Source organism: Bacteroidota bacterium (assembly GCA_017303975.1).
Classification (GTDB): domain Bacteria; phylum Bacteroidota; class Bacteroidia; order JAFLBG01; family JAFLBG01; genus JAFLBG01.
Window position 1 is genome coordinate 87,716 of sequence record JAFLBG010000001.1, and the last position, 23,907, is coordinate 111,622.

The following is a 23,907-nucleotide window of genomic DNA, read 5'->3' on the forward strand; positions in this document are numbered from 1 at the left end:
ATGTATATCACCAATAGCTTGTTGTCTTTTTAGTAAATTAGATTGATGAAAAAGATAGCCATTATTGGCGCTGGTTTAAGCGGAACAACAACAGCAATTTATTTATTAAAATATGCTTTGCAACCGGTTGAATTATTTTTATTCGAAGAAAATAAAACTCGCCTAAATAAAGGTGTTGCCTATTCCCAAACAATTCCTTACCAACCATTGAATGTTGTTGCTTCCGGAATGAGCCTGTACACAGATGATTCAACACATTTTGTAGAGTGGCTAAGAAATAAAAACATAGCTATTCCCGGTGCCTCATTGGAGAAGGCTTTTGTAAGAAGAGATGTTTTTGGTAATTATATAAAAGACGAGTTCGAAAAAGTAATTGGCTTGAACCCTAATAAAATAAATGTAAGGGGTGAAGTTGTTACCGATATTAATAAAACAGAAAATACTCTAGTTGTTACTACGTCAAACGGTCAAATTGAAGTTGATGCTGTGTTGCTTGCCACTGGCAATTTCCCTCCGGCAGATATTCCAATAAAAAACGAACAGTTTTACAAAAGCTCTAAATATATTGCTAATCCTTGGTCTTCGGAAGTGATGTTGAATCAAGAGCGCCCTAAAAAATATTTACTAGTTGGAGCTGGTCTTACCATGTTTGATTTGGCAATAAGTTTAAACGCTTGCAATCCGGAGAACAAATTAATATCGCTTTCTAGAAGAGGGTATCTGCCCAACGAGCATCGTTTTTTTGAAAAGAGTTCGTCTATAACGTTTAATGATATTGATTTTGAGAACACGAATTTGGGTGCGCTGCTAATTTATTTTAGAAAAAAAGTAAACGATTTAAAGAAAGAAGGAATTGATTGGAGGCAACTAATGGATGCGTTGAGGGAGCATACACCTGTTATATGGAAAAACCTATCGCAAAAAGATAAAGCACAATTTCTGCGACATGTGCGTCCGTTCTGGGAAGTACATCGACATCGAGTTCCACAACTATCAAATGACAGGTTAAAGGAATTGGTAAGAAAAAATACACTTGAAATTGCAGAAGGACGGATTATTGATATGTGCGAAAAAGATAATAGGGTGGAAGTAACTTATTTTTCTAAGAAGCAAAGAGCCATTGAAAAAATGATGGTGGATGTGGTTGTAAACTGCACCGGTCCACAAAGTAACTATAGAAAAATGAATCACCCTCTAATAGAGCGATTGGTGCAAAAGAAAACGATTCAATCAGACGAACTTCATTTGGGTTTGTTAACCAATGAATGCGGTGCTTTGATAGGAGAAGATGGTGTTGTTTCTAAAAATATATTTACTATTGGTCCTGCACGTAAGGGAATGCTTTGGGAGTCTACAGCACTGAGAGAGATACGAATTCAAGCAAAACAATTTGTTGAAACTATAAATAACTTATAAATGCTATTACCTTTTAAATGGATGCAACAGCGGTCAATCAAAGAGATTTTGATAATTTCTTTTTGTGTTCGATTGATAGCGGTGTTTTTTTCCAAAGGATATGGAATGCACGATGATCATTTTTTGATTATCGAAGCTTCGCAATCATGGGTAGATGGTGGAGATTACAACAATTGGTTGCCTAAAGAAGGTGGTAATCAAACCCCATCGGGTCATAGTTTATTTTATACCGGCTTGCATTTTATTTTTTTCTATATGCTCAAACTACTTGGTGTTGTTGATGCACAAACGAAAATGTTTTTTGTAAGATTGGTTCATGCTGTTTTCTCGTTGGGTATAATTTATTGGGGATACAAGATTGTAAAGAAATTGGCTAATGAAACAGCCGCTTTGCAAACAGCTTGGTTGTTGGGCCTTTTTTGGTTTATGCCGTTTTTAAGTGTCCGAAATTTAGTAGAGGTTGTTTGTATTCCTTTCTTGGTTGTGGGTACGTGGTTTTTACTTAAAGACGAAACCAAAAGTAAGTTTTATTTTATTTCCGGCTTGCTTATTGGTATTGCGTTTTCTATACGCTTCCAAACCGCTTTATTTGCGGGTGGCTTGGGACTAGTGCTGTTGCTACAAAAAAAATGGAAAGGTGTATTTTTATTTGGTTTGGGTTATGTGTTGTGTGCTGTTGCTATACAAGGCGGTATCGATTGGTTTATATGGAAACGCCCGTTTGCTGAGTTTCAAGAATATGTTAATTACAATATTCTAAACGCGAATGAATACATTTCGAATACTTGGTATAGCTATTTATTATTGGTGTTGGGAATATTTATTCCCCCCGTTAGTTTGTTTATTTTTTATGGCGTATTTGTGAGATGGAAAGAGAAGTTGATTCTATTTATTCCCACGTTGATTTTCTTTTCGTTCCATTCTTATTTTCCAAACAAGCAAGAGCGTTTTATTTTTCCGGTAGTTCCTTTTATAGTAATGATGGGTGTTATGGGGTGGACAGCTTTTGTAGAGTCATCTAACTTTTGGAAGAATAGACAAAGAATGGTTTCTATAATTACTAAATCTTTTTGGGTGTTGAATGGCATTATTTTACTGGTTGTTTCGACCGCCTATTCAAAAAAGAGCAGAGTAGAGGCTATGTGTTATTTAGCAAGCAAAGGCGATACAAGGGCTTTGCTGATAGAAGACTCTAATCATGGTGATTATTCCATGCCACCACTTTTTTATTTGCAAAAAAATGTTCGTTACTACGGGATTACATCCAACTACTCTTCAACCCAAGCTATGGAAGAAATACATCGAAATGAAAAAAAAGATTATCCCAACTATGTGTTGTTTATGGAAAAAGATAATTTGGAAGAACGAATTGATTCATTAAAAAAAGTATTGCCAAACATAGCTTACGAAGCCACTATTGAGCCTAGTTTTATTGATAAATTGGTACATTGGTTGAACCCGGTAAATAAAAATCAGACTGCCACTATTTATAGGATTACTAAACAAGAGTAGCTAAACGGCTACTCTTGCTGGGCATTTATTTTACCAACAATAGCCCATTTATTTTTTATCCAAAAATATCGAGAGGCTTAAGGATAAACCTAACGAATTAATATCCCTACTATATATTGATTCGGAATATTGATATATACTATAGTTTAAAGATGTTTCTAAAGCTATGTGATTGTTAAAAAAATACGCATATCCAATACCAGGTGTTAAATTTATATAACTGCCCTCACTTGAACTTTTAGAAACCTCTCCATTAAAAGTCTGTTTAGTATAGCCAATAGAACTTCCTATTTTAGCAAACAGACCTGTTGGAAAATAATATTTTGCATTAACACCCAACCCATAATTAGCACCAACAGTGGTGTTTGCAATAGAATTGTATTTAGTCTTGCCTTTTGACACAGAAAAAACTGGGCTTATACTCAAAAGAAAACCATTGGCCAAAAACTTTCCAACGGTTGGGGTGATTGCCAAATTTAAACTAGAAAACGTGCTATTATAATTAGTATAGGGTTGCTTCGATGATGAATTAATATAACTTGCTGAAGCATTCCCTCCAATTTGATAATATCCTTTTTTAATTGGTTTTTCAAAAGATTTTGATGGGTCTGTCTGAGCTGTTGAACCCATAAATGTTAAAGATGTAATGACTGAAATAATAAACGCCTTCATCGTTTTGCTTTTTGTTTTTCGCCTACTCTATTTTCCGTTTTTCGGCTTTCACGTTTTTTTGTTCTTAGTTCTTGGTTAAGTTTAAAAGTTATTTTTAGTAGGCTAGCTATTAGTTTTTTTGACTAACAGTCTTTTGCCACAACTACTGTTTAACCACTCTAATCATTTGCACTGTATTAGATTGTAGAACTTTTACAAAATAAATTCCATTAGTTTGTTGTGCAAGATTAATGGTGTGTAGTTGTGTTGGTGTTGTTATGTCTGCAACAACAGTTCCTAGCATGTTTACAACTTGAATTTTATCAGCCGGAGAGCTGGTGTATATGGTTATTTCTCCATTCGTAGGATTTGGATATGCCATTACTTCCAAATTGTTTTCTACTATAGTTTCACTTTCAATAACTAGTTCCTCTTCGTTGTTCTCACCGCTAATTTCATTTTCATCTGCAACTTTGCAATTGCCCACTACTACTTGCTTTGTAAATGGAGTACTGTTGCCAATACTGTTCTTTGCAATAAGAGTAACATTGTATGTACCCGGTGCAGTAAATTTAATGGTTGGATGCTTAGCGGTAGAAGTGCTTGGTGTAGCACCCGGCATAAACCAGGTATAGCCAGTTGGCACACCAATACTAGTGTTGGTTGGTTTAAATGTACCGCTAGCACAAAAATTATAGGTAGTTGCGGTAAAGCTTGCTACAGGCACAGCTGTTGGTGTATATGTAAGTTTAACATTGTCTACATAAATATTATTCCCTTTATTTCCTACACTTACAATTCTTACTTTCACATTACTAGCACTAGAGTATGCGGCAAGGTTAATAGTTTCTTTACGCCACTGTGAGCTAGTAGGTTTGAAGGATGCATTAGTAGCAGGAGCAGTTTTAAGAGAGCTTCCTCCTTTAGCATATACTTGCTGCCAAGTATTGCTACAATCTGTATTTATGAAAATAAGTAACGAATCTTTTTTGATTCCTCGTTGTGCATAAGCTACATCAAATGTTAGTGCCAGAGAGTTGTTGGCTCCTGAAACATTTACATATGGCGTTTCTAACGCATCCTGTTGTTTGTTTACAGCATTGGTGCTGTGGTGTGTAATAACCGCGCAGCTGGTGCTTGTTCCAAACGCACCAACACCGGTAACACGTTTCCATTTGTTATTTGTTACGGGTGGCGTGTATTTCCAGCCGGTAGGAATGAATGTGGTGGAAGAAAATCCTTCGTTAAATGGCAAGCTGGCTGTATTTGTGGGTTGAGTAACTTTTGTTAGAACTGTACCCATTGTTGAAGTGCAGCCTTTTGCATCCGTTACTTTCAAAACATATGTACCGGGATAAGCTGTATTAAGGTTTGGAGTTGTATTCCCATTGTTCCATTCATATTGAAAAGGTGCTGTCCCTGATATAATAGTGCTTTTAATTTTTCCTTTTGGCATATTATTACAAGGATTTATAGGTGTGGTAGATAAACTAAAGTCTAATACACATGCTAGAGATGTGGTTGAGCCTGCCAATACATGTGTATTGTGTGTTGTTTCCCAGCCAACATTTACAATATCCAAATATCCACCACCAGAAACAACATCTGCATGTATCTCAATCCACCCGTAATGAAAGGTGCCATCACCGGCAAGGAACTTTACAAATATATACGGCCTAACGTTAGATGGTGATTGAAACCAGTTATACAGATAATTATTGGCGATTGAATAATAGTCGGAACCACTTCCCCAACCAGTTGACAGTTGACTACTCGAAAAGCTGCTCGAGTTTGTATTGGTTGGATATGCAGCTGCGGCTTTTTTTTGTGTAGTGCCATCATAATAGCTACCAACAAGCCCACTAGAAACAGAGTTGATGCTATTAATCGATTTTATTCCAACAAAATATTCGTAGGATCCCTGATATAAATCCGGAAAATAGGAGACCGTAAATTTATAGTCAGATGTGCCATCACTGTCAATGTCTACGCTAATAGACTCATTGGTGTTTAAGCGAATATTAAGGTTTTTTACTTGAACACTGCTGCTTAGTTTTAATGAAACTAAAAGCAGCAAAAATAATTGGGTTGTTTTTGCTTTCATGATATTATTTTTTAACTGGTTAAGTTGCCGCAAAACTATTCTCTTTATAACCACAATTCAAGAAAATGTGATGGGCGTTGTTCTTGGGTTTTTGCAATTAAGCATTTGGCAATGGTTGACTTTCAGGCAATTGTGAATTAGGGTTGTTCCGATTCTCTATTTTGATTTTCACTATTATATTTGACAGATAGTAAGTAAATTTCCAGTAAAACCAATTGCAACCAATGTCTGTGGTATCGCCTTTATTTAATCTTATACATAAACTATCTGTATATGAGCGCAATGAAATAAAAAAATCAATAGAGCCTAAATCGCATCTGTTGTTGCTATTCAATTATTTAGTGAAAGCAAAAAATTATGATGAGAAATTATTGATGAAGGATAATCCCTTTGTTTTTAATAATGGGTATTTACGGAAATTAAAGTCTGCACTTAACAAACATATTTTAGATACTCTTGTAATTACAAATTCGTCTCAACAAGCAATACACGAGCTTACATTAGAGTACATGAGAGCCTCTGTGCTAGTTGAAAAGGGGCTTTTCGCAGACGCAAATAAAATATTAAATGAAGTAGTAGAGCAATGTAAAACTCACGGAGCATATCAACTTAACATAATGTGTTATGAGTTGCAGCTTATAACAGAACTGGCTAACAGCCCAACCATTGAGAGTTTAAAAGACAAAGCGAAAATAATGTCTTCAAGAATTGCCTATTGCTCTTCGCAAACGGGACTTCTATTCGATTTAAATTTTTTTAGAATACACAAATACAAGCAAATTGTAGATATAAAAAATTACGAAGAGTGGATAGAAGAAATTCTTGCTAAACAGAAAGATGTAAAAGGAGAAAGAGAAAAACAGGCTTGTTATTTTCTATTAGGTACACTTTATTTTGATATCGGAAATATAAAGAAAGCACTGTCGGCTATTATGCATGCAAAAAAACTGGCATATCACCATGTACAAGTCACACACAGCTCTATAGACTTGTATTATTATACCCTTATTATCTCGAAGCAATTGCGCTTATTAAGTAAATACAATTTATTTGGGAAGCAGTGGCAAAAATCGATGGAGGAGTTAAGTGTATTGAACAAAGATTTGATAACAAAAAAAATACATACGTTTTATGTTGAGCAAACGCAGGAAATCATTGATATAAACAATAGTCTATTTTATTATAAAACAGGACGTCTTGACGAGCTTATTTATTTTATTGAAAAGAAATTTGTTAAACGTACCTACAACTTAACCGTTAGGAATTATTACGATCTTTTTAAATATGCCTGTATTGCGCATATGATAAAAGGTAACTATAACAAAGCCTACTATTGGGTAAATAAATTAACGGAATTGAACTCTCAACTTCATATGAATATGTCAATCAATACCAATCTATTGCACTTGGCTATTCTTAATGAGTCAGCCATGTATAATTTAGAGTTGGAGGTTAAGAATGCGGATTATTTTATTAAAAAAAATAAAATTTCCAATTGGCAATTGGTTGATTTTGTTGAGATACTTAAGGCATCAATAAAGCAAAAATCCGATGAGCAAATAAAAAAAATGTGGATTGATTTTGAATCGAGATTACTTAATAAAGGAGATAAAAAAAGTCAATCTTTTGTAAGCGATGATTGGTTGCCTTTTTATGTGAGAAGCAAAATTACAGAGCAGACTTTTTTAGAAATTTACACACAAGCAGCATCGTCTAACAGAATCAATTAAGTTGTATTGTGGAAAAACCATTAATAAATAAAAAATACACATTAGAAAAATTCCATGGCAAAGGAGGTTGGACCTTTGCGCGTATACCCGAAATTAAACAAGACAAAAAAGCACACTTTGGTTGGAGAAAGGTTAAAGGAACTATTGATGGTTATGAGATAAAAAAATACCATTTGATGCCAATGGGTAATGGAATGCTCTTTTTACCTGTGAGAGCGGAGATTCGAAAAAAAATTGGGAAGAAAGAAGGAGATAGTGTTCATGTAATTTTGTATCCCGACAATGAACCCTTAGAAGTACCGGAGGAAATGTTGCTTTGTATGCAAGATGAACCGGAAGCGTTGCGCTTTTTCAATTCAATATCTGAAAGCGAGCGTAAATACTATATACAATGGATTTATTCGGCTAAGAAAGAGGAAACAAAAATAAATAGGCTAGCAAAAACAATCAATAGACTATTTAAAGGAATGAAAATGTATGATAAAGAAGAATAAAAATCTATTTAGAATACCGTATTAAAATTTACTCGCAAAAAAATATGCAACCAAGAATTGAAACGCTAAAAGAAAAAAAGCTCATTGGTAAAAATTTGAAAGTTTCCCTAACCAATAATAAAACTGTAGAACTGTGGCGTAGTTTTATGCCAAGGCGAAAAGAAATAACGAATAATTTGACTACGGAACTGTTTTCCTTGCAAGTTTATGAGCCTTCCTATTTTGATAATTTTAATCCAAGTACAGAATTTGAAAAGTGGGCGTTAATTGAAGTTCCAGACTTTGAGAAAATTCCCGAAGGAATGCAAGCTTTCACCTTAGTAAGTGGACTGTATGCAGTTTTTTATTACAAAGGATTAAATACAGATACTAAAATATTTGAATACATTTTTGGAACTTGGCTGCCGAGTTCGGTCTACGTATTAGACCAAAGGCCTCATTTTGAAATAATGGGAGAAAAATATAAAAATGCCGATCCAAATTCGGAGGAAGAAATTTGGATACCTATAAAACCGAAGTAGTAACACGGTTTATTCTATTGCATTTGTATTAGTAATAAAAAGCTATCGAAGCAACGACACGTGTCCCACATACGAATGGCGTCCATCAAATACGTCTAAAACAGCGGCCTTCCAAACATATACATCCTCTTGTGCAAGCGCAGATCCATTATTTGCCTTTCCATTCCAAGGAATTGATTTTTCGGGAGATTCTGTTTGTCCTGTTGTATAAACGATGTTTCCCCATCTGTCAAAAATCCATAATTGGTATTCTTTTATTCCCATTCCCACACCGTTAAATCCATCGTTATCTAAATCACCGTTAGGGGTAAAACAATTGGGCGCAAAGAAAGTAAAGGTTGGCTTTACTGTTATTTTTTTTACAGCAGAATCCTTGCAACCAAACTCATTTATTACATAAAGTGTGGTGGTGTATGTTTCTTGTTCGTTAGGATTCTCTAGATATGGGAAAATGTGTTTAGGATTAGTTGTAGTAGAATCAACCATTCCATCGCCAAAGTGCCAATAAAATTTAGTTACCCCTGATGATTGGTCTGTATATAAAACGGTTGGATCCAAATTGTCGGTTTCACTTGGGTTAATTGTGAAATCGGCATTTGGTATCGGGTATACTGTAATATAATTATTGATATTAAATGTTTGTGTACAACTCTTGTCTGATGTAACAGTTAACCCTATTCTGTAGCTGCCATCATTTGCAAAACAATGATTGGGATTGGGTTGAAAAGAAGTATTTCCATCTCCAAAATCCCAAACCCAATTATTTATCGAACCACTATTAATTACTGTCTGGTTTGAAAAGTCTGTGCAAAGCGGCATGCAGCCGGCTAATTTATTTGCAGAAAAATTTACAATCGCAGTGTCATACACATCTACAATTTTCAGTAAAGAATCTTTACAACCAAAATCACTTTCTACCACCAACTTAACAGTGTATGGGCCGGAGCCTGTATAGTTGTAATTTCCGTTTTGTGTAGTTAAACTATTGCCATCACCTAGCGACCAATTCCAGCCATTGATGGAGCCATTTGTAATGGAAGATTGATCGGTTAAAACAGTTTGTTTTCCTAAGCAAACAGAGGGTGCTGTAAATGCAGCAACAGGAACATCATGTGCCGGAGGAAGCGTGTATGCATAGTTGTAGGAGCTCACACAAGAAATAAATGGAGTGCATACCAATTGAAAATTACCGGGAACGTTTGTGGTGATACATTGATTTGTTGTATTGATAGGGGTTCCGTTAGGATCTGTCCATGCATAGTTTTGCATGCCGGCCGGACCACAAATGGTGGTAACACTGTTTCCGCAAAACTCATCTGTTTGCAATACTTTGTTGGCCGGAGCACATTCTGCATCTATATAGCAATAAGCCCAATCCACATTATAGACGCACCAGTCGTTAATTACTTCAATAGTTACAGTTTGGTTAACAAAAGGAGTTAAATCAATATTTATATTTTGCCATGGAACATAACTTACGGTAAACATTTGTCCCATGGTATTTGGAGCTTGTATTGTTGATGTTGAAAAATTAGGAACACCAACGGGCCCTGTTTGTGTAGAATAAAAGCAATCGTAATTAATACAAGAAATAACAGTTCCGGAAGCATCTTTAAATCTTATTTTTAAGCGTGCCGCCTCCGATTGCGAGTGAGGATAATTTAAAATACACAAGGCAAATTTTAAAATGAACACAGGTGTTGCTGGGTTTACGATAAATGTTTGCGTTGCCATCGAATTTTGCACAACATTAATATCACCCAACTTCAAAGAAAAATTTCCACCAGGACAAACAACGGGAAATCCGCAATAGGGGTCTGTTCCATTGCCTGATGTAATATTGCTGGGACCTGTAACTGTCCAACCATTTGTATTGCCATATTCAAAGTCCATGTTGGTACAAGAAGCCAATGGCGCTACATTACCGTTGTTTTTGTAGCTAGCCTGTTCTTGTTTGTTTTTATTGGCTGCGTTAATTTTTTGAATGTAACCCGGGATTAAAGAATCTGGTATTCCATGTTCTTTAAGATGTTTGGCACATCCATCGTTGTCAAAATTTGTTGTTGTACTTAATAGTATACTAGAAGTAAACAACAGCAATAAGGCTGGTGTGGTTGCTTTCATAAGAACTTATGGGTTAAGTTTGATATTTAATATACCAAACAAAATGTGTTAAGTCAAAACACAAAATCGATAATCGTTGGTTTCAAAAAGTAGTTTTTTCTACCACTTATAATTTATTTTATTGAAAAACAGCGTGTTGCGAATAAAGTATTGTTGTAAATGATGGTTTTTACCAAATTGTCTATTTGATAAATTAAACCAAATGACTTAACTTAAGTCAAACAACAAAACAGATAGAATATGAAAAATACAGTAATGCAAGTTGCGGCAGCAATTATGTTTTTATTTTGTGCCAATGTAAGTATTGCACAGTCGGATGCAGCATCAGGAAATGCAGCTCAAAACAGAGCTGTTGCCTCAGGACAAATGAAACGCCCTCCAATAACCAAACCGAAAACAAAAGCCTTTTTAAGACGAACAGCTGTTGTTATACAAGCAGCAAAAGCTCAAGTGCAAAAAAATAAAAATTTCACAGGCGATTTATCAAAGGCAATTTCTCATCAGCGTTACGCAAAGCAACTATATGCAAAAGGTATGTTGGTGCGTGCTGTACAACACTCTAAAATTGCAAGAATTTATACCAAAAAAGCAATAGCGGCTAATAAAGGAAATGAAACAGAAGAGTCTAGATTTACAGCCGAGGAAAACGAATTATTAGTTAACGCCCCCAAAGACGAGGAACTAACAGCTGATTTAACTAAACAAGGTTTAGCGCCTTCGAAAGATGAAGATGTGGTGTCTAAAGATGATTTGGATATTGATTTAAGTGATAAAGAATAAGAGATAAAATACGTTAATGTGAGGGGGCTTTTTTCGAGCCCCCTTTTTTATTAAACGTTTTTCAAGAACTACCTTAATAAGCTAACACAACCCATAACAGTTTTACTTTTATTTGTGAGTGCGTTGTTAAAATCTATTTTATATATGTAAGTATCAATCTGACATAATCTGTTGTTGTAATACCCGTTCCAACCATCAGTGGTGTTGGTTGTTTCAAATACTTTATTTCCCCACCTATCAAAAATTCTGAATATATAGTTATTTACAACGCCAGAAATTTTCGGTGCAAATACTTCATTTTGCCCATTGTTATTAGGGGTAAAGGCGTTGGGTACGTATAATACATAGTCTGAATCAACTTCTATTGTTACATCTGATGTGTCCGAGCAGATGGAGTCGGTCATTACAATTTGGCGAGCTCTATAAATACCGGCTTCTGTATAACTGTGTTTTTCTGATAGAAAATCACACACATTGATAGATGTCCCATCCCCAAAATCTAAAAGACAATTTGTTCCATTTGAGCTTAGATCTGTAAATGTTATATCTGGCTCTACCATGTTTGTAAATAATGGTGTGGCGGTAACACTTGCTGTTGGCATTTTAAAAACAGTTATTAAACTGTCCAATTTAAAATCAAATACTTTGTTGCACCCAAAATTATTTGTGGCTAATATTTGTAAGCTAGCATTGTAAATCCCCGGAACATATGTATGTGCTACGGATGAAAGTTGAGAAGAGTCTCCATCTCCGAAATTCCAATGGTAGTTTAGTATGTTGCCGGAAGCATTTGTGGTGTCAACAAAATTGACGGTAAAAGGAGCGCACCCTTTTAATTTTTTCATTTTGAAATCCGCTGTTGCCATTGGATTTATTGTAACTGTTTTTGTCAGCACCTTTGTACAACCATTTTCCGATAAGGTAACTTTTACAATTTTGTTACCAGTTGAAGAATAGCTCACGCCACCAGGAGAATCAGCGGTAGAGCTTGCCGGTGTGGCAGATGTTCCAAAATTCCAACTATAATCTGTTGTGGGTGCACCTTGCACAGGACCCGCAATTGAAAACCCAAAGCTATTTCCTGTTAAGCATTGTGGGGCGGGAGCGGTAAGTGTTGGGGAGAATAAAGGATATACTTTGAATGTTTTTTTTGTAGTTACCGAGCAAGAATCAAATTGGTCTCCGGTTAATGTAACGGTGTATGTACCTGGGTTGTTGTATGTATAGGATGGGTTTACGAAGTGAGATGTGTCGTTAGTTAAATTTACATCTCCAAAATCCCAGTGGTATTTAGTAATATTTGTACTCGTGCTAAAAAAATTAATTGTTAATCCCGAGCAAAATGTTTGTTGAGCCTGAATGCTAATAACTTTAGTAGGAGCACAGCTTACAACATTGAACTGAAAATCACGTTTGTTGATGCACAGTAAATTACCATTACGGTATTCTTTTACGCAAACAGCAATAACATATTGCCCAGTATTATTTGGGGTACCAGCAATTAATCCTGTTTGGGGGTTAATTGAAAATGCAGATGATGCACCAAATGGTTTGATAGCAGAATATCCGCCTACATAGCTAACACTACTATAGGGTGGATTAAATGGGGGCTGTGGCATAGGGGTATAAGAATTGGCACCATCAAACGGATTGCAGAGTTCATATGCCAGCGAATCTCCATCTGGATCGGTTGCTTCATGATCAAAAGAAAAAGGTTTTCCGGCACATAAATATATAGGCGGAAAGCTATTGTAATATGCACTACTATTTATTCCTAATGATGTATCTGGTATTGTAATTTGATATGTTGCACCAGTGCTGCCAGGACTAGAAAGATTAGAAATGGTGTTATTGCGACAACATCTTTGATACACAATGTTGTAACCGCCTGCAATTGGAGGAAGGTTAATTGTTGCTGTATAAATAGCCTCTTCTACGCAAACATTAGATGTTGACTTTACGCAAGGGTAGTTTAATACCGAAGGCACATTTATTGAATTGAATTGGTATGGTATAAGTATAGAATCAACCAGTGTGTTCGATGAATTAAATATTCCTATTGCAGCTAGTGTATCGTAGGGGGCTTGCCCATTTATACAATCCCTATACAACTTAAGTGTAATCAAGTAATTATTATTTCCTTGGGAGGTGTAATAAATCTCACCACCAACAATGTGTGTGGCTTTACTTTCAAACATAAGTAATAGAAAGAATACAAATGCAAGTATTGTTTTTAATGCTTTCATGGGTTTTGGGTGGTTAAGTTGTAGCAAATGTATGCTGGTGATACCTTTGGTGTCAAATCAAATTTTATCGCAGATTGGAGATTGAATCTCCAACAAAAAATATAACAAGCTGATTGTGAGGAATAGATTGTTGAACTTGTGTAGGGCAGATTGGAGATTGATGGGTTTGAAATTGTTTTGAAAATATTTTCATTCTTACTTGCTAGAAAGAAACAAATTGGATTTCCTGTTAATATGCACTTTGCAGTTTTGGTTAGTCTGTTTTGTGTAGTGCCCACCCCTATTGAATGGATGGCTATTTTACTATGTTTTGATAAATAAAATAAAGTATGTTTTACATCAGTAATTATTGATGTAATTTTTGAATTAATGCTTGTTATAGAATTCGCATTAATACTATATAATAACAATAAACAAACGCAAATACTTGCGTTTAATTTTGCTTTCATGGGTTAGTTGAAGCTTAATTAAGTTGTGGCGAAATTATTTTAATAAACAATACCACGCAAAAAAAAATCACAATAATATTTCAATTTAAAAGCACATTATTTTATATAAATGGTTGTTATACAAATATTTACAATAAATAATATTTTGTATAAATGGTATAATACAAGCTAATTCATACCTGACAAATACGTTTTTTTTGCGATTTTTTTATTTTCGGTTTATTCGAATAGTCAATCTGGTAGGTGCAGTCGCTTAACAAATGGAATCTTAATAGGAAAATTATTCTATTATTATTCTAGTCGAGTATTCGTTTATGGTAGCGTTGTATAGTCCTTGTGTCCAATTTCGAGTATCAATTGTTTCTCTTTCTCCTGAAATTATTTTTTCCATAACAACCTTACCTAACATGTTCGTAATTTTTATAATGGTAGGACGGTTTTTGCTTTTAGTTTTTTGTTCTATTGTAATGAAATCTGCAGAAGGGTTTGGATAGATTGAAAAGTACTCTGTGAAATTTTTTAATAGGCTTGTGTTTGTTGAGTTGTACGTTAGAATCTTTATACCTGTCCAATTAGAAGAAAAGGGAATTCCTAGCGTGCATATGTAGGATAGAAATATTTTATTTTGATGAATACTTACCCCCCATGTACCAATTGAGTTTAAACTACCCCCATAAAAGTTACAAGAATCGGGTTGTGATGGGTTGGTAACATCAATGATTAGTAAATCAGACTTGCCGGTTGATAGATATGTTAAATTCAAAGTTGTATCAAGTGCAATTTCATTGGCATGTACAGGGCTAGTAAACCAGTTGTTGGTTGGGCAGTTATAGGGATTCCACCAGCCCACTAACTTCATCTGCGAAGTGTCTGCAATGCTTATAACCTCCATTCCACAATAATCTACAGCTAAATAAGCAAGTGTATCTTTTAATACAATATTGTTGTATGCTCTTGGCAAGTTAAGTGGGACATATAATGCCGGATTGCAAAATCGTCCGGTTTCTTTTGGGGAAAATTTGTTGACACAGTTAATTACCCTGAGTCCACCTGCATCATAACACAAATATACGATATCGTTTTTTACTTCCATTCCTCGGGCGTTATATAACCCAGGGTTGGGTGAAGAGACAGGATAATGGATTGTGGGTATAAATTGAGAAACAAAGGAAATGTTTGATGGGTTTGAAACATCTAAAATTAATAGTCCATTTGTCATTGCTCCCAAGTAAGCATAGTTACCTTCTACTTTAATAACTCCGGTTCCTCCTTTATTTGTATGCTTCCATGAATCGGTAACTATTGGAGTTGTAGGGTTTGTAACATCAATGATAGCCATTCCGGAATATTGATTGTTGCTAAAATGATTGCCTGTAGCTAAGTATATATAATTACCTTTTTGTGTCAAGTGCATTACATCAAGTGTGTCAATTTGTTTTGTGAGAACCGAAGCAATTAATGACGGAGTGGAAATGGTAGATATGTCGTAAATAGTTAGCCCACCTTCTTTATTTGCAACATACAAATAAGGTCTGTTTTGAACATCATGAATCATGGTCATAACCATTGTTGAGCATACCGATGGTATATCCGCTTGGTGCTGTATCCCAAGTTGATTGCAGGTTTGCGAATAATTAAACAGGCTAATTGTTAAAAAAACAAATAAGATGATTTTATTGTCTTTTCGAATCATGGTGTAATTGATTAAACTCATTTGATTTCCCTTTTGCAATCGAAAGTGTTTTCCAGTTTTCGTCAGTAATCATTTTTGCAAGAAAAGTAATTTGTCCTACGTGGTACGCGTAGTGAGCAATTTGACGGTTAATAGCTTCGTACACTTTATGTGGTTCGTTTCGAATAAAAATTATTTTTTCTAAATCATTTTCGTTTAGGCTTGTAAGCGTTGCAAATAGAACGCTCCAACCTTTTTGCCAAAACAATAGTAATTCCTCTTTGTTGTGAGTATCAATTTCAAATTCTGTATCTCTGTTGCGCCATTCCTTTTCTCCATCCGTGGTTAAAAAATCGGTCCAACGCGATAGCATATTACCCGCCATGTGTTTCATGATAATGGCAATGCTATTGCTGTTTTTGTTTGGTAACCAAAATATTTTTTCGGTTTCAGAGATTTGTGCCAATGCTTTATCAGCAAGTTGTTGGTAGGTTTTAAAAACTGAAATGCTATTTAATAAATATCCTTTTTCCATTTATTATAGAGTTTGTCATTCTGAACAATAGTGAAGAATCTTTTTTTGTTTAGCATGTAGCAAAAATGCTACATCTCTTTTTCCCATTTCGCTACCACAACAGTTGCAAGGCAGTTGCCCAATACATTTACTGCAGTGCGTCCCATATCCATTAAACCGTCAATTCCTAGAATAATTAAAATTGGTTCTGGCGGTAAATGAAAGGAAGCAACTGTTGCAGATAGAATTACTAAAGATGCACGCGGAACACCGGCTACGCCTTTGCTGGTGAGCATCAGTGTAAGCACCATTATTATTTGTTGCGATAAGCTTAAATCAACTCCTGCTGCTTGTGCCACAAATACCGAAGCAAGAGAAAGGTAAAGAGTTGTTCCATCTAAGTTAAAGCTATATCCGGTGGGCAATACAAAGGCAACAATTTTTCGAGGCACACCAAATTTTTCTAAGTTTTCCATGGCAGATGGCAAAGCCGATTCGGAGCTTGCCGTAGCAAATGCAAGCATAATAGGTTCTTCTATGGCTTGTATAAATTTTTTGATGGGAACTTTTACTAAGAGAGCAATGGGCAAGAGTATGAGTAAAACAAACGCAACTAATGCACCATAGAGAGTAAGTAGCAATTGTATCAAATTTTCAAAAACCCCCAATCCATACTTTCCTACCGTATAGGCAATAGCCCCAAAAACGGCTAAGGGAGCCAAGTACATAACCAAATGAGTAAATTTGAACATTACTTCCGAAATACTTTCTATCACGGTTAGTAATGGCTTTTTCTTTTCATCCTTTACCATTGCCATTCCAACACCAAATAATATACTAAATACTACTATTTGTAATACCTGCCCTTCTGCGATAGATTTAGCAATGTTTTCGGGGAATATATGTAAAATTATATCGTGTGCAGATTGAGCTTTTCCAACTAAATTTTCAGGTAGTGTTGCATCGGGCGGAATAGGTGCACCAACTCCCGCTTTGGTAATATTAATAGCTGCAAGTCCAATGATAAGAGCAAATGTGGTTACTATTTCAAAATATATAATTGATTTGATTCCAATTCTACCTACTTGTTTCAAATTAGAATGCCCCGCAATTCCCACAACCAGTGTACTAAAAAGAAGAGGAGCTATAATTGTTTTGATTAGTTTTAGAAAAATGTCGCTAATTATTTTCAGCTCTTGCGCTATTGTTGGGAAATCGTACCCAAACAAAATTCCCATGATTAGAAATGCAAAAGTAAATGTGGTGAGGTTTCTTTTTTTGTAAAGTAGAAATAGGATCCCTGCAAAAACAAATAAATGTATGAATACTAGCATTCATAAAAATAGCGAAAGAAAATTAAACCGTAATTAGACAGTAGAAGCTTTTGAAAAAAGCGCACTATCTGTCTTAGTACGGGTAACCCCAACTTAGTATTAGTAAGGTTTCCTTACTTATTCAAACCCCTAAAAGCCTTACTAATATTTAGTTGTAGGCAGTTGTATTTCCTAGCTGTCTATTTAGGGTTAAATCAGTTGTATTAAAGTAAGACGGCATGTTTGGTTAATTATTTCTAAGTAGTCAAAATCACGAAAATGCTTTAGAATACAGATTTATGCAACGGTTTTTATTCCCTAGTTTTAAATACCCAATAGTTTCTAATATATTTAACAAATCAAACATTCATATACTTAGTATTGGGCTCTAGAAATACATATTTGTTAATTCTTTTTTTGGCTTTGTTAAGTTTTGCCGGTGCTTTTATTGCCGAGCAAAAAAGGAGTGTTGGGTTTAAGGAATTAATAGAGAATTTTACAACCGTTTACCATCAAAAAGAGAAAGCGCAAGAGGTTGAGTTGACAAGATTTGGGGAACAAGCCAACGCCAATTATTCTTCCGAAAGTCCCGATTGGTTGGAGTCTTTGGAGCAAAACGGTATTTATCTGTTTCGTTTTAAGAACGATTCTTGTGTGTATTGGAGCTCTAATAAAGTTCAATTGCCCACCGATGTTTTGCAAATACCAGATACTTTACAAGTTTTAAAACTTCAGACCGGCTATTATCAGCTTAAAAAGAGAAGACAAAACAACTCGACTGTTATTATCTCTTTATTATTGCTAAAAAGGGAGTGGCCGCACCAAAACGAGTATTTGCAAAATGGTTTTGTCTTTGATTCGAATATTCCCTCCGGAACCATGCTGTTAATGCAGAAAGCTCCAAATTGTATTCCTGTTGTATCGTTATCAAAGAACACACTTTTTTATTTACGATTTTACTCTAGTACCACAACCAATACTGCATTACAGTTTACGGCAATACTGCTCTACACACTTTCTTTCTTGCTTATATTACGCTTGGTAATTGGTTGGCTGTCAGAAATAATCTCAAATCCGTTTTATTTTCTTGTTCTTTTGGGGTCCTTTTTAATAGGCATTGCTCTTCTCGTTAACACCTACCGAATTCCTAAGGTGTTGTTTGAATTAGATTTTTTTAACCCACAACTGTTTGCCGATGCTAATAGTTATTGGTTAAGCTCTATGGGAATGGTTTTTGTGAACACCCTGCTTTTGTTACTCTTTACCTATGTGGTAAACCAAAAACTTAAAAGAGCTACTCAACACACTCCGCTATTTTGGTTTCTTTTTTCTGTAGCATTGATTTGTCTATCTATTTTTGTTATCGACAATTATTTATACCTAATACAAAGCTTTGTCTTTAATTCCACAGCCGTATTTCAGCTCAACAATATTCTTTCATGGAACATTTACAGCTTATTAGGAATATTTAATTTATTGGTGTTTTTATTTTCTATTTATTTTTTTGTACGAGCTACAACAACCTCTATTAGGTACCATTCAAAAGCAGTGTATTCAATAGCGTCAATTGTTATAGGGTTTTGTCTTGTGCTTGTTTTTGCCGACTTGTATTTTGTAGAATTAAGCACAACCTTATTTTTAGTGGTGCTGCTGTACACTATTTTTTTATATCGAACAAGAAGTCAAATTACACCATTTGCTGTTGGGTTGATTTATATTATTATTTTTTCTGCCTATACCGTTTATTTGTTTGAGAGGAAAAATTCTGAGAAAGAGTTTAACAATCTTTCTTCTTTTGCTGATAAGCTGGCGGAAGAGAAAGATGTAATTGCGGAGTATTTGTTTGAGGAGGTTAGCAATAAATTATCTACCGATACCGCTTTATTGGGTAGTTTGACGCCATCAACATTTTCTAGGTTTGAGAATGTTTTGTATGCTAACTATTTTGGAAACTATTGGACCAAGTATTCAATAAAGGCATTTGCATTCGATTCTGTTTGCTATCCGCTTCATAATAGTTTGCAGCCGGAGCTTACTAACAATACTTATTTCGATGAACTTATTTTTACAAACGGAGAGTCAACCTCGTGCGATAAATTTTTTTTTATTTCGAAGGATAAGGAGCAATACTATTTAGCAAAGATTCCCTTATACACCTCAACTAGTAATCACAAGCCAGCACACCTGTATGTAAAGTTTGAATCGCGTGCTACTACTGAGAATAGTGGGTTTCCGGAGCTACTGCTCGATAAAAAATTAATTTTAAAGTTTGATATAAGCCAATATTCCTATGCAGTATATAAGGAGAAAAAACTCGTTGCTAATTACGGAAAATACTATTACCCATTTTTGTACAGCAGTTTATCCGACAAGGATTACCTTCATTTTACTTTTTCTCCAACACCCGAAACCAACGTAGTTATCAGTAAAGCAGCAGTAGGGTATATCAGTAAATTGTCTGCTTTTTCTGTCTTTTTTTCATTGAGTGGACTAGTTGTGTTGTTGGTGTATTTCTTTTTTCTGCTGTATACAAACAAGGCTAAAGAAATATTCTCTACTTTAAAATGGAAAACCCAGACCATACTTGCATTACTGGTGTTTTTGGCGTGTACTGTATTTGCTATTTCTATTCTTGGGTTTATTAAAAGCCTAAACAAAAACGAAATGGAAAATAGCTTGAATCAGAAAATAAATTCTATACACAAAGAGCTACAACATAAGCTGGGCAACGAATTTACATTAGATAAGAATTACAGACCATATATAAATTCAATTCTAGCTAAATACGCCAACGTTTTTTCTACTGATATTATTTTATATGACATAAAGGGAGATTTAATAGCTTCCTCTAGTATGGCAATATTTGAAGAAGGTTTACTATCAGACAAAATGAACCCGTTAGCATTTGCGCAGTTAAACAAAAAATCGGCATCTAGGTATATACATTCCGAACAAATAGGTAAGCTCACTTTTTTATCTGGATATATTCCGTTTAAGAATAAGAGTGGCGATGATATTGCCTACATCAATCTTCCGTATTTTGCGAAACAAAAATTATACGATAAGGAGATTGCGGTTTATTTATCTACCATCATTAACATATATAGTGTTTTGCTTGTACTTTCAGTACTAGTATCAATTAGTATTGCCAATCAATTAACAAGTCCATTGCAGCTCATTCAGCAAAAACTGAGCACTCTTACGTTGGGTAAAAAGCACGAATTAATCGATTGGATAAAAGACGATGAAATAGGCAAATTGGTTGCTGAATACAATAGAACTGTTTTAGAATTAGAACGCAGCGCCATTGCACTAGCTAAAAGCGAAAGGGAAAGCGCGTGGAAGGAAATGGCAAAGCAAGTGGCTCACGAAATAAAAAATCCGCTTACTCCTATGAAGCTCAATATACAGCACTTGCAGCGAATTCAAAAGGTGAGTAAAGACGATTTTGAAAGCAAGTTCGAAAAGATTACAACATCGTTGCTCGAACAAATTGACGCGCTATCTCTTATTGCATCGGCCTTTTCTGATTTTGCGAAAATGCCTACTTCTAATCTCGAGAAAATTAATCTAACCGAGCTGCTTATGGGAGCAACCGAGTTGTATAAAAATACTATCGCAATAAACACACATTTTGATAGTAATGTGGAAATTTTTATTTCAGCAGATAAAATTCAGTTGAGTAGAGCGCTATCTAATATTATAAAGAATGCAACACAAGCGGTTTCCGAGAAGAGAGAGCCCAAACTTGATATATACCTAGAAAAGGAATCTGACCGTGTGGTGTTGCAGATAAGAGACAATGGAATTGGCATTTCCGATGAAATGAAACAAAAGATTTTTACCCCAAACTTTACAACCAAAACAACAGGAATGGGACTAGGGTTGTCTATGGTAAAAAATAGTATTGAAAGTTTTGGTGGTAACATTTGGTTTGAATCAGAGGTGGATAAGGGTACTACATTTTTTATTACTTTTCCAATGGTTTAATTATTTCTACATTATTTCGAAGTAATAGCCAAACAAAAATGAAAAAAAAAGCAAGTGTATCCGTAGGCACACAAGCTCAATCGCTTGGAGCAAAGGCAAAGAACAAGTTTGCTTTAGTGGTTTTTGTTTTGTGCGTTGCATTATACGCCAACACCTTGAATCATGGCTATGCATTTGATGATGCAGTGGCTGTAACAGGAAATAAATTTACAAAGCAAGGAATTAGTGGAATACCTAGTTTGTTAACACAAGATTTTTTTGCCGGTATATACGATAAAGGATTGGAGCTTACAGGGGGTAGATATCGGCCACTTTCGTTAGTTACCTTTGCCATAGAATATCAGTTTTTCGGAGAAAGTCCATTTGTAAGCCATTTGGTAAATATTTTATTGTATGCTTTAACGTGTGCTCTTCTCTATTATACACTTGACAAGCTTATTCCCAATTCTTTTTTACTTACAAGCACCGCAACCCTTTTATTTGCAGCGCACCCAATACACACCGAAGTAGTAGCCAATATTAAAAGTAGAGATGAAATTTTATGTTTTCTATTTTTGATTTTATCTATTCAACAGTATCTGGTTTATTTTAAGACCAATGCAACCAAGAGTCTTGGCGCTTCTTTGGTTTGTTATTTTCTGTCACTTTTATCAAAAGAGAACAGCATTACATTTTTGGCTATTTTACCTATCATGCTTTATTCCTTACTTAATAAAGGATTTAAGGAAAGTATAAGCAAGTCGGTCCCATTTTTTATTACAGGATTTGTGTATGTGCTTATAAGGGCTTATTTGGTGGGTTTTATTGGTGCCGAGGTAAATCCCGATGTAATGGAAAACCCGTTTGTGGGTGTTGATTTTATGACCAAGTTTGCCACCATTGCGGTTATCATGGGAAAATACGTAACCCTTCTTTTTTTTCCTCATCCACTTTCCAGCGATTATTCATTTAATCAAATACCGTATGTTTCCATAAGTAATGGATATGCGCTTGTATCGATTGCTGTGTATGGATTTTTAGCTTTTTTTTCCAGCAAGAATATTCGTAAACTTCCTATTATTTCATTCGGCATATTTTTTTATTTGCTAACTATTTCTTTGGTGTCAAACTTAGTATTCAATATTGGTGCGCCAATGGGCGAGCGTTTTTTATTCATGCCATCATTAGGGTTTTGTTTGGTCTTGGCGGCATTGTTTACTATAGTTTTTAAACCTAAAGAAAACAACCAACTAAAGTTTTTACCCAAACTACATATTCCATTACTATTATTGCTATTGCTCTATTCGGCAAAAACTATTTCGCGAAACAAAGACTGGAAAAACAATCTCACACTTTTTGCGGCAGACGTTAAAACAGTTCCTAATAGCGCTAAAGCCCAATATTATTATGCAAATAACTTATTAAACGAATTAATTAATGATAAAACCAAAAATAATCCGAAAAGAAACGAATGGATCGCGTTAGGTGTAAAGCACGCTACTCGAGCGGTTCAAATTAATCCAAAGTTTCATCATGCACACTATGCCCTAGGAATGTTGTACCAAGAGGCAAATAAAGGCGATTCTTCTCTTGCCTCGTTTAAGAGGGTTTTGGAGCTACAGCCTTCTCACATTCTTACGCAAGCTGCATTGGGCACTACGTATGGCAAATTACTTGGCGATTACGATAATGCTATAAAGTATTTACAAATAGCAGTAACCTATAATCCTAATGATGCCAGTGCTTTCGAAAACCTCGGGATTGCTTATGCCATGAAACAGCAATTTAGCAATGCGTTGGGGGCGTTTGAAAAGGCAATGCAATTAAAACCTGCATCCGCTCAGTCGTATCTTAATTTGGCAATTACCTACCAAAACATGGGCGAGCAACAAAAGGCACAAGCGTTTTTTGATAAGGCATTTGCTATTGATCCTAGTTTAAGAAAGTAAAATCGCCTTTTGCTTATAGAATGACACATTAGTCGGACGAAAAAGAGATTTAGCGCGCCTCAAAAGCACATTTTTTAATTCTAAGGCAAATGCAATTCATTGATTTTCAGTCGCAAAGAAAAATTGTTGGTTTTTTGTTCACAATTTTTGGTGTTTTAAAAAAAGGGTGTACATTTGCAACCATAATAACCTTAAAAACAATTAAAAAATGAAAAAATTAGTATTTTTAGCTGCAGTTATCGTAGCTTCTCTTGCTTCTTGCAAAAAAGACAGAACTTGTACTTGTAAGTATGACTACATGGGTGTTACTTCTTCAACTAGCTACACAGCAAAATTGAAAAAGAAAGATGCTAAAACATGGTGTGAAGGTAATGGAACAAGCTCTTACTACACTTGTACATTAGACTAATTCTATTTTACATTGAATAAAAAAAGCCTCGCATTTGCGAGGCTTTTTTTATAT

The 23,907-nt window shown here is 35.1% G+C and carries 16 protein-coding genes; 9 read left to right on the forward strand and 7 right to left on the reverse strand.

The window, feature by feature from the left end:
* Positions 1-45 precede the first annotated feature (45 nt).
* Both J0M08_00440 and J0M08_00445 read left to right on the forward strand, forming a co-directional pair.
* Positions 46-1,416: an FAD/NAD(P)-binding protein gene (locus tag J0M08_00440; protein ID MBN8701509.1), complete on the forward strand. Its 1,371-nt coding sequence runs from the start codon at positions 46-48 to the stop codon at positions 1,414-1,416.
* Complete coding sequence (locus J0M08_00445; protein MBN8701510.1) at positions 1,417-2,928, forward strand: glycosyltransferase family 39 protein; 1,512 nt, start codon at positions 1,417-1,419, stop codon at positions 2,926-2,928.
* A gap of 48 nt (positions 2,929-2,976) precedes the next feature.
* On the opposite strand, the gene J0M08_00450 is transcribed toward J0M08_00445, so the two are convergent.
* Positions 2,977-3,600, reverse strand: a complete 624-nt coding sequence (locus tag J0M08_00450; protein MBN8701511.1) for an outer membrane beta-barrel protein — start codon at positions 3,598-3,600, stop codon at positions 2,977-2,979.
* 142 nt (positions 3,601-3,742) lie between these two features.
* Complete coding sequence (locus tag J0M08_00455) at positions 3,743-5,683, reverse strand: T9SS type A sorting domain-containing protein (GenBank protein MBN8701512.1); 1,941 nt, start codon at positions 5,681-5,683, stop codon at positions 3,743-3,745.
* A 224-nt stretch (positions 5,684-5,907) separates the two neighbouring features.
* Between J0M08_00455 and J0M08_00460 the strand changes: the two genes are divergently transcribed.
* The 3 genes from J0M08_00460 to J0M08_00470 are packed head-to-tail and all read left to right on the forward strand — an operon-like array spanning position 5,908 to position 8,428.
* On the forward strand, positions 5,908-7,413 hold the full coding sequence (locus J0M08_00460; GenBank protein ID MBN8701513.1) for a hypothetical protein: 1,506 nt from the start codon (positions 5,908-5,910) through the stop codon (positions 7,411-7,413).
* Between the two features lie 8 nt (positions 7,414-7,421).
* Positions 7,422-7,907, forward strand: a complete 486-nt coding sequence (locus J0M08_00465; protein MBN8701514.1) for a DUF1905 domain-containing protein — start codon at positions 7,422-7,424, stop codon at positions 7,905-7,907.
* A gap of 44 nt (positions 7,908-7,951) precedes the next feature.
* Positions 7,952-8,428 carry a GyrI-like domain-containing protein gene (locus J0M08_00470; protein MBN8701515.1) on the forward strand — a complete coding sequence of 159 codons (477 nt, stop codon included), beginning with the start codon at positions 7,952-7,954 and terminating at the stop codon, positions 8,426-8,428.
* Positions 8,429-8,470: 42 nt separating this feature from the next.
* On the opposite strand, the gene J0M08_00475 is transcribed toward J0M08_00470, so the two are convergent.
* On the reverse strand, positions 8,471-10,552 hold the full coding sequence (locus J0M08_00475) for a PKD domain-containing protein (protein ID MBN8701516.1): 2,082 nt from the start codon (positions 10,550-10,552) through the stop codon (positions 8,471-8,473).
* A gap of 240 nt (positions 10,553-10,792) precedes the next feature.
* Here J0M08_00475 and J0M08_00480 point away from each other — a divergent pair, with 240 nt between their 5' ends.
* On the forward strand, positions 10,793-11,332 hold the full coding sequence (locus J0M08_00480; protein MBN8701517.1) for a hypothetical protein: 540 nt from the start codon (positions 10,793-10,795) through the stop codon (positions 11,330-11,332).
* Between the two features lie 68 nt (positions 11,333-11,400).
* Here the strand turns inward: J0M08_00480 and J0M08_00485 are convergent, their stop codons facing one another.
* From J0M08_00485 to J0M08_00500, 4 genes are all read right to left on the reverse strand, one after another.
* Positions 11,401-13,578, reverse strand: a complete 2,178-nt coding sequence (locus J0M08_00485; protein MBN8701518.1) for a PKD domain-containing protein — start codon at positions 13,576-13,578, stop codon at positions 11,401-11,403.
* Positions 13,579-14,307: 729 nt separating this feature from the next.
* Positions 14,308-15,741: a T9SS type A sorting domain-containing protein gene (locus J0M08_00490; GenBank protein ID MBN8701519.1), complete on the reverse strand. Its 1,434-nt coding sequence runs from the start codon at positions 15,739-15,741 to the stop codon at positions 14,308-14,310.
* Positions 15,701-16,234 (reverse strand): DUF1572 family protein, encoded by a 534-nt coding sequence (locus J0M08_00495; GenBank protein MBN8701520.1) that lies wholly within the window; start codon positions 16,232-16,234, stop codon positions 15,701-15,703. The genes J0M08_00490 and J0M08_00495 overlap by 41 nt, the downstream gene beginning before the upstream one ends.
* A gap of 68 nt (positions 16,235-16,302) precedes the next feature.
* Complete coding sequence (locus J0M08_00500; GenBank protein ID MBN8701521.1) at positions 16,303-17,547, reverse strand: cation:dicarboxylase symporter family transporter; 1,245 nt, start codon at positions 17,545-17,547, stop codon at positions 16,303-16,305.
* A 381-nt stretch (positions 17,548-17,928) separates the two neighbouring features.
* Here J0M08_00500 and J0M08_00505 point away from each other — a divergent pair, with 381 nt between their 5' ends.
* The 3 genes from J0M08_00505 to J0M08_00515 all read left to right on the forward strand — a co-directional run bounded on the left by J0M08_00505 (position 17,929) and on the right by J0M08_00515 (position 23,853).
* Positions 17,929-21,516 carry a GHKL domain-containing protein gene (locus tag J0M08_00505; protein ID MBN8701522.1) on the forward strand — a complete coding sequence of 1,196 codons (3,588 nt, stop codon included), beginning with the start codon at positions 17,929-17,931 and terminating at the stop codon, positions 21,514-21,516.
* 38 nt (positions 21,517-21,554) lie between these two features.
* A complete protein-coding gene (locus J0M08_00510; protein ID MBN8701523.1) occupies positions 21,555-23,444 on the forward strand; it encodes a tetratricopeptide repeat protein in 1,890 nt (629 codons plus the stop codon).
* Positions 23,445-23,652: 208 nt separating this feature from the next.
* Positions 23,653-23,853 carry a hypothetical protein gene (locus J0M08_00515; protein MBN8701524.1) on the forward strand — a complete coding sequence of 67 codons (201 nt, stop codon included), beginning with the start codon at positions 23,653-23,655 and terminating at the stop codon, positions 23,851-23,853.
* Positions 23,854-23,907 lie beyond the last annotated feature (54 nt).

Excerpts from the sequence above, each read along its gene's own strand:
- J0M08_00440 (MBN8701509.1), top strand. The coding sequence starts at position 46 with ATGAAAAAGATAGCCATTATTGGCGCTGGTTTAAGCGGAACAACAACA.
- J0M08_00445 (MBN8701510.1), top strand. The coding sequence starts at position 1,417 with ATGCTATTACCTTTTAAATGGATGCAACAGCGGTCAATCAAAGAGATT.
- J0M08_00450 (MBN8701511.1), bottom strand. The coding sequence starts at position 3,600 with ATGAAGGCGTTTATTATTTCAGTCATTACATCTTTAACATTTATGGGT.
- J0M08_00455 (MBN8701512.1), bottom strand. The coding sequence starts at position 5,683 with ATGAAAGCAAAAACAACCCAATTATTTTTGCTGCTTTTAGTTTCATTA.
- J0M08_00460 (MBN8701513.1), top strand. The coding sequence starts at position 5,908 with ATGTCTGTGGTATCGCCTTTATTTAATCTTATACATAAACTATCTGTA.
- J0M08_00470 (MBN8701515.1), top strand. The coding sequence starts at position 7,952 with ATGCAACCAAGAATTGAAACGCTAAAAGAAAAAAAGCTCATTGGTAAA.
- J0M08_00475 (MBN8701516.1), bottom strand. The coding sequence starts at position 10,552 with ATGAAAGCAACCACACCAGCCTTATTGCTGTTGTTTACTTCTAGTATA.
- J0M08_00480 (MBN8701517.1), top strand. The coding sequence starts at position 10,793 with ATGAAAAATACAGTAATGCAAGTTGCGGCAGCAATTATGTTTTTATTT.
- J0M08_00485 (MBN8701518.1), bottom strand. The coding sequence starts at position 13,578 with ATGAAAGCATTAAAAACAATACTTGCATTTGTATTCTTTCTATTACTT.
- J0M08_00490 (MBN8701519.1), bottom strand. The coding sequence starts at position 15,741 with ATGAGTTTAATCAATTACACCATGATTCGAAAAGACAATAAAATCATC.
- J0M08_00495 (MBN8701520.1), bottom strand. The coding sequence starts at position 16,234 with ATGGAAAAAGGATATTTATTAAATAGCATTTCAGTTTTTAAAACCTAC.
- J0M08_00500 (MBN8701521.1), bottom strand. The coding sequence starts at position 17,547 with ATGCTAGTATTCATACATTTATTTGTTTTTGCAGGGATCCTATTTCTA.
- J0M08_00510 (MBN8701523.1), top strand. The coding sequence starts at position 21,555 with ATGAAAAAAAAAGCAAGTGTATCCGTAGGCACACAAGCTCAATCGCTT.
- J0M08_00515 (MBN8701524.1), top strand. The coding sequence starts at position 23,653 with ATGAAAAAATTAGTATTTTTAGCTGCAGTTATCGTAGCTTCTCTTGCT.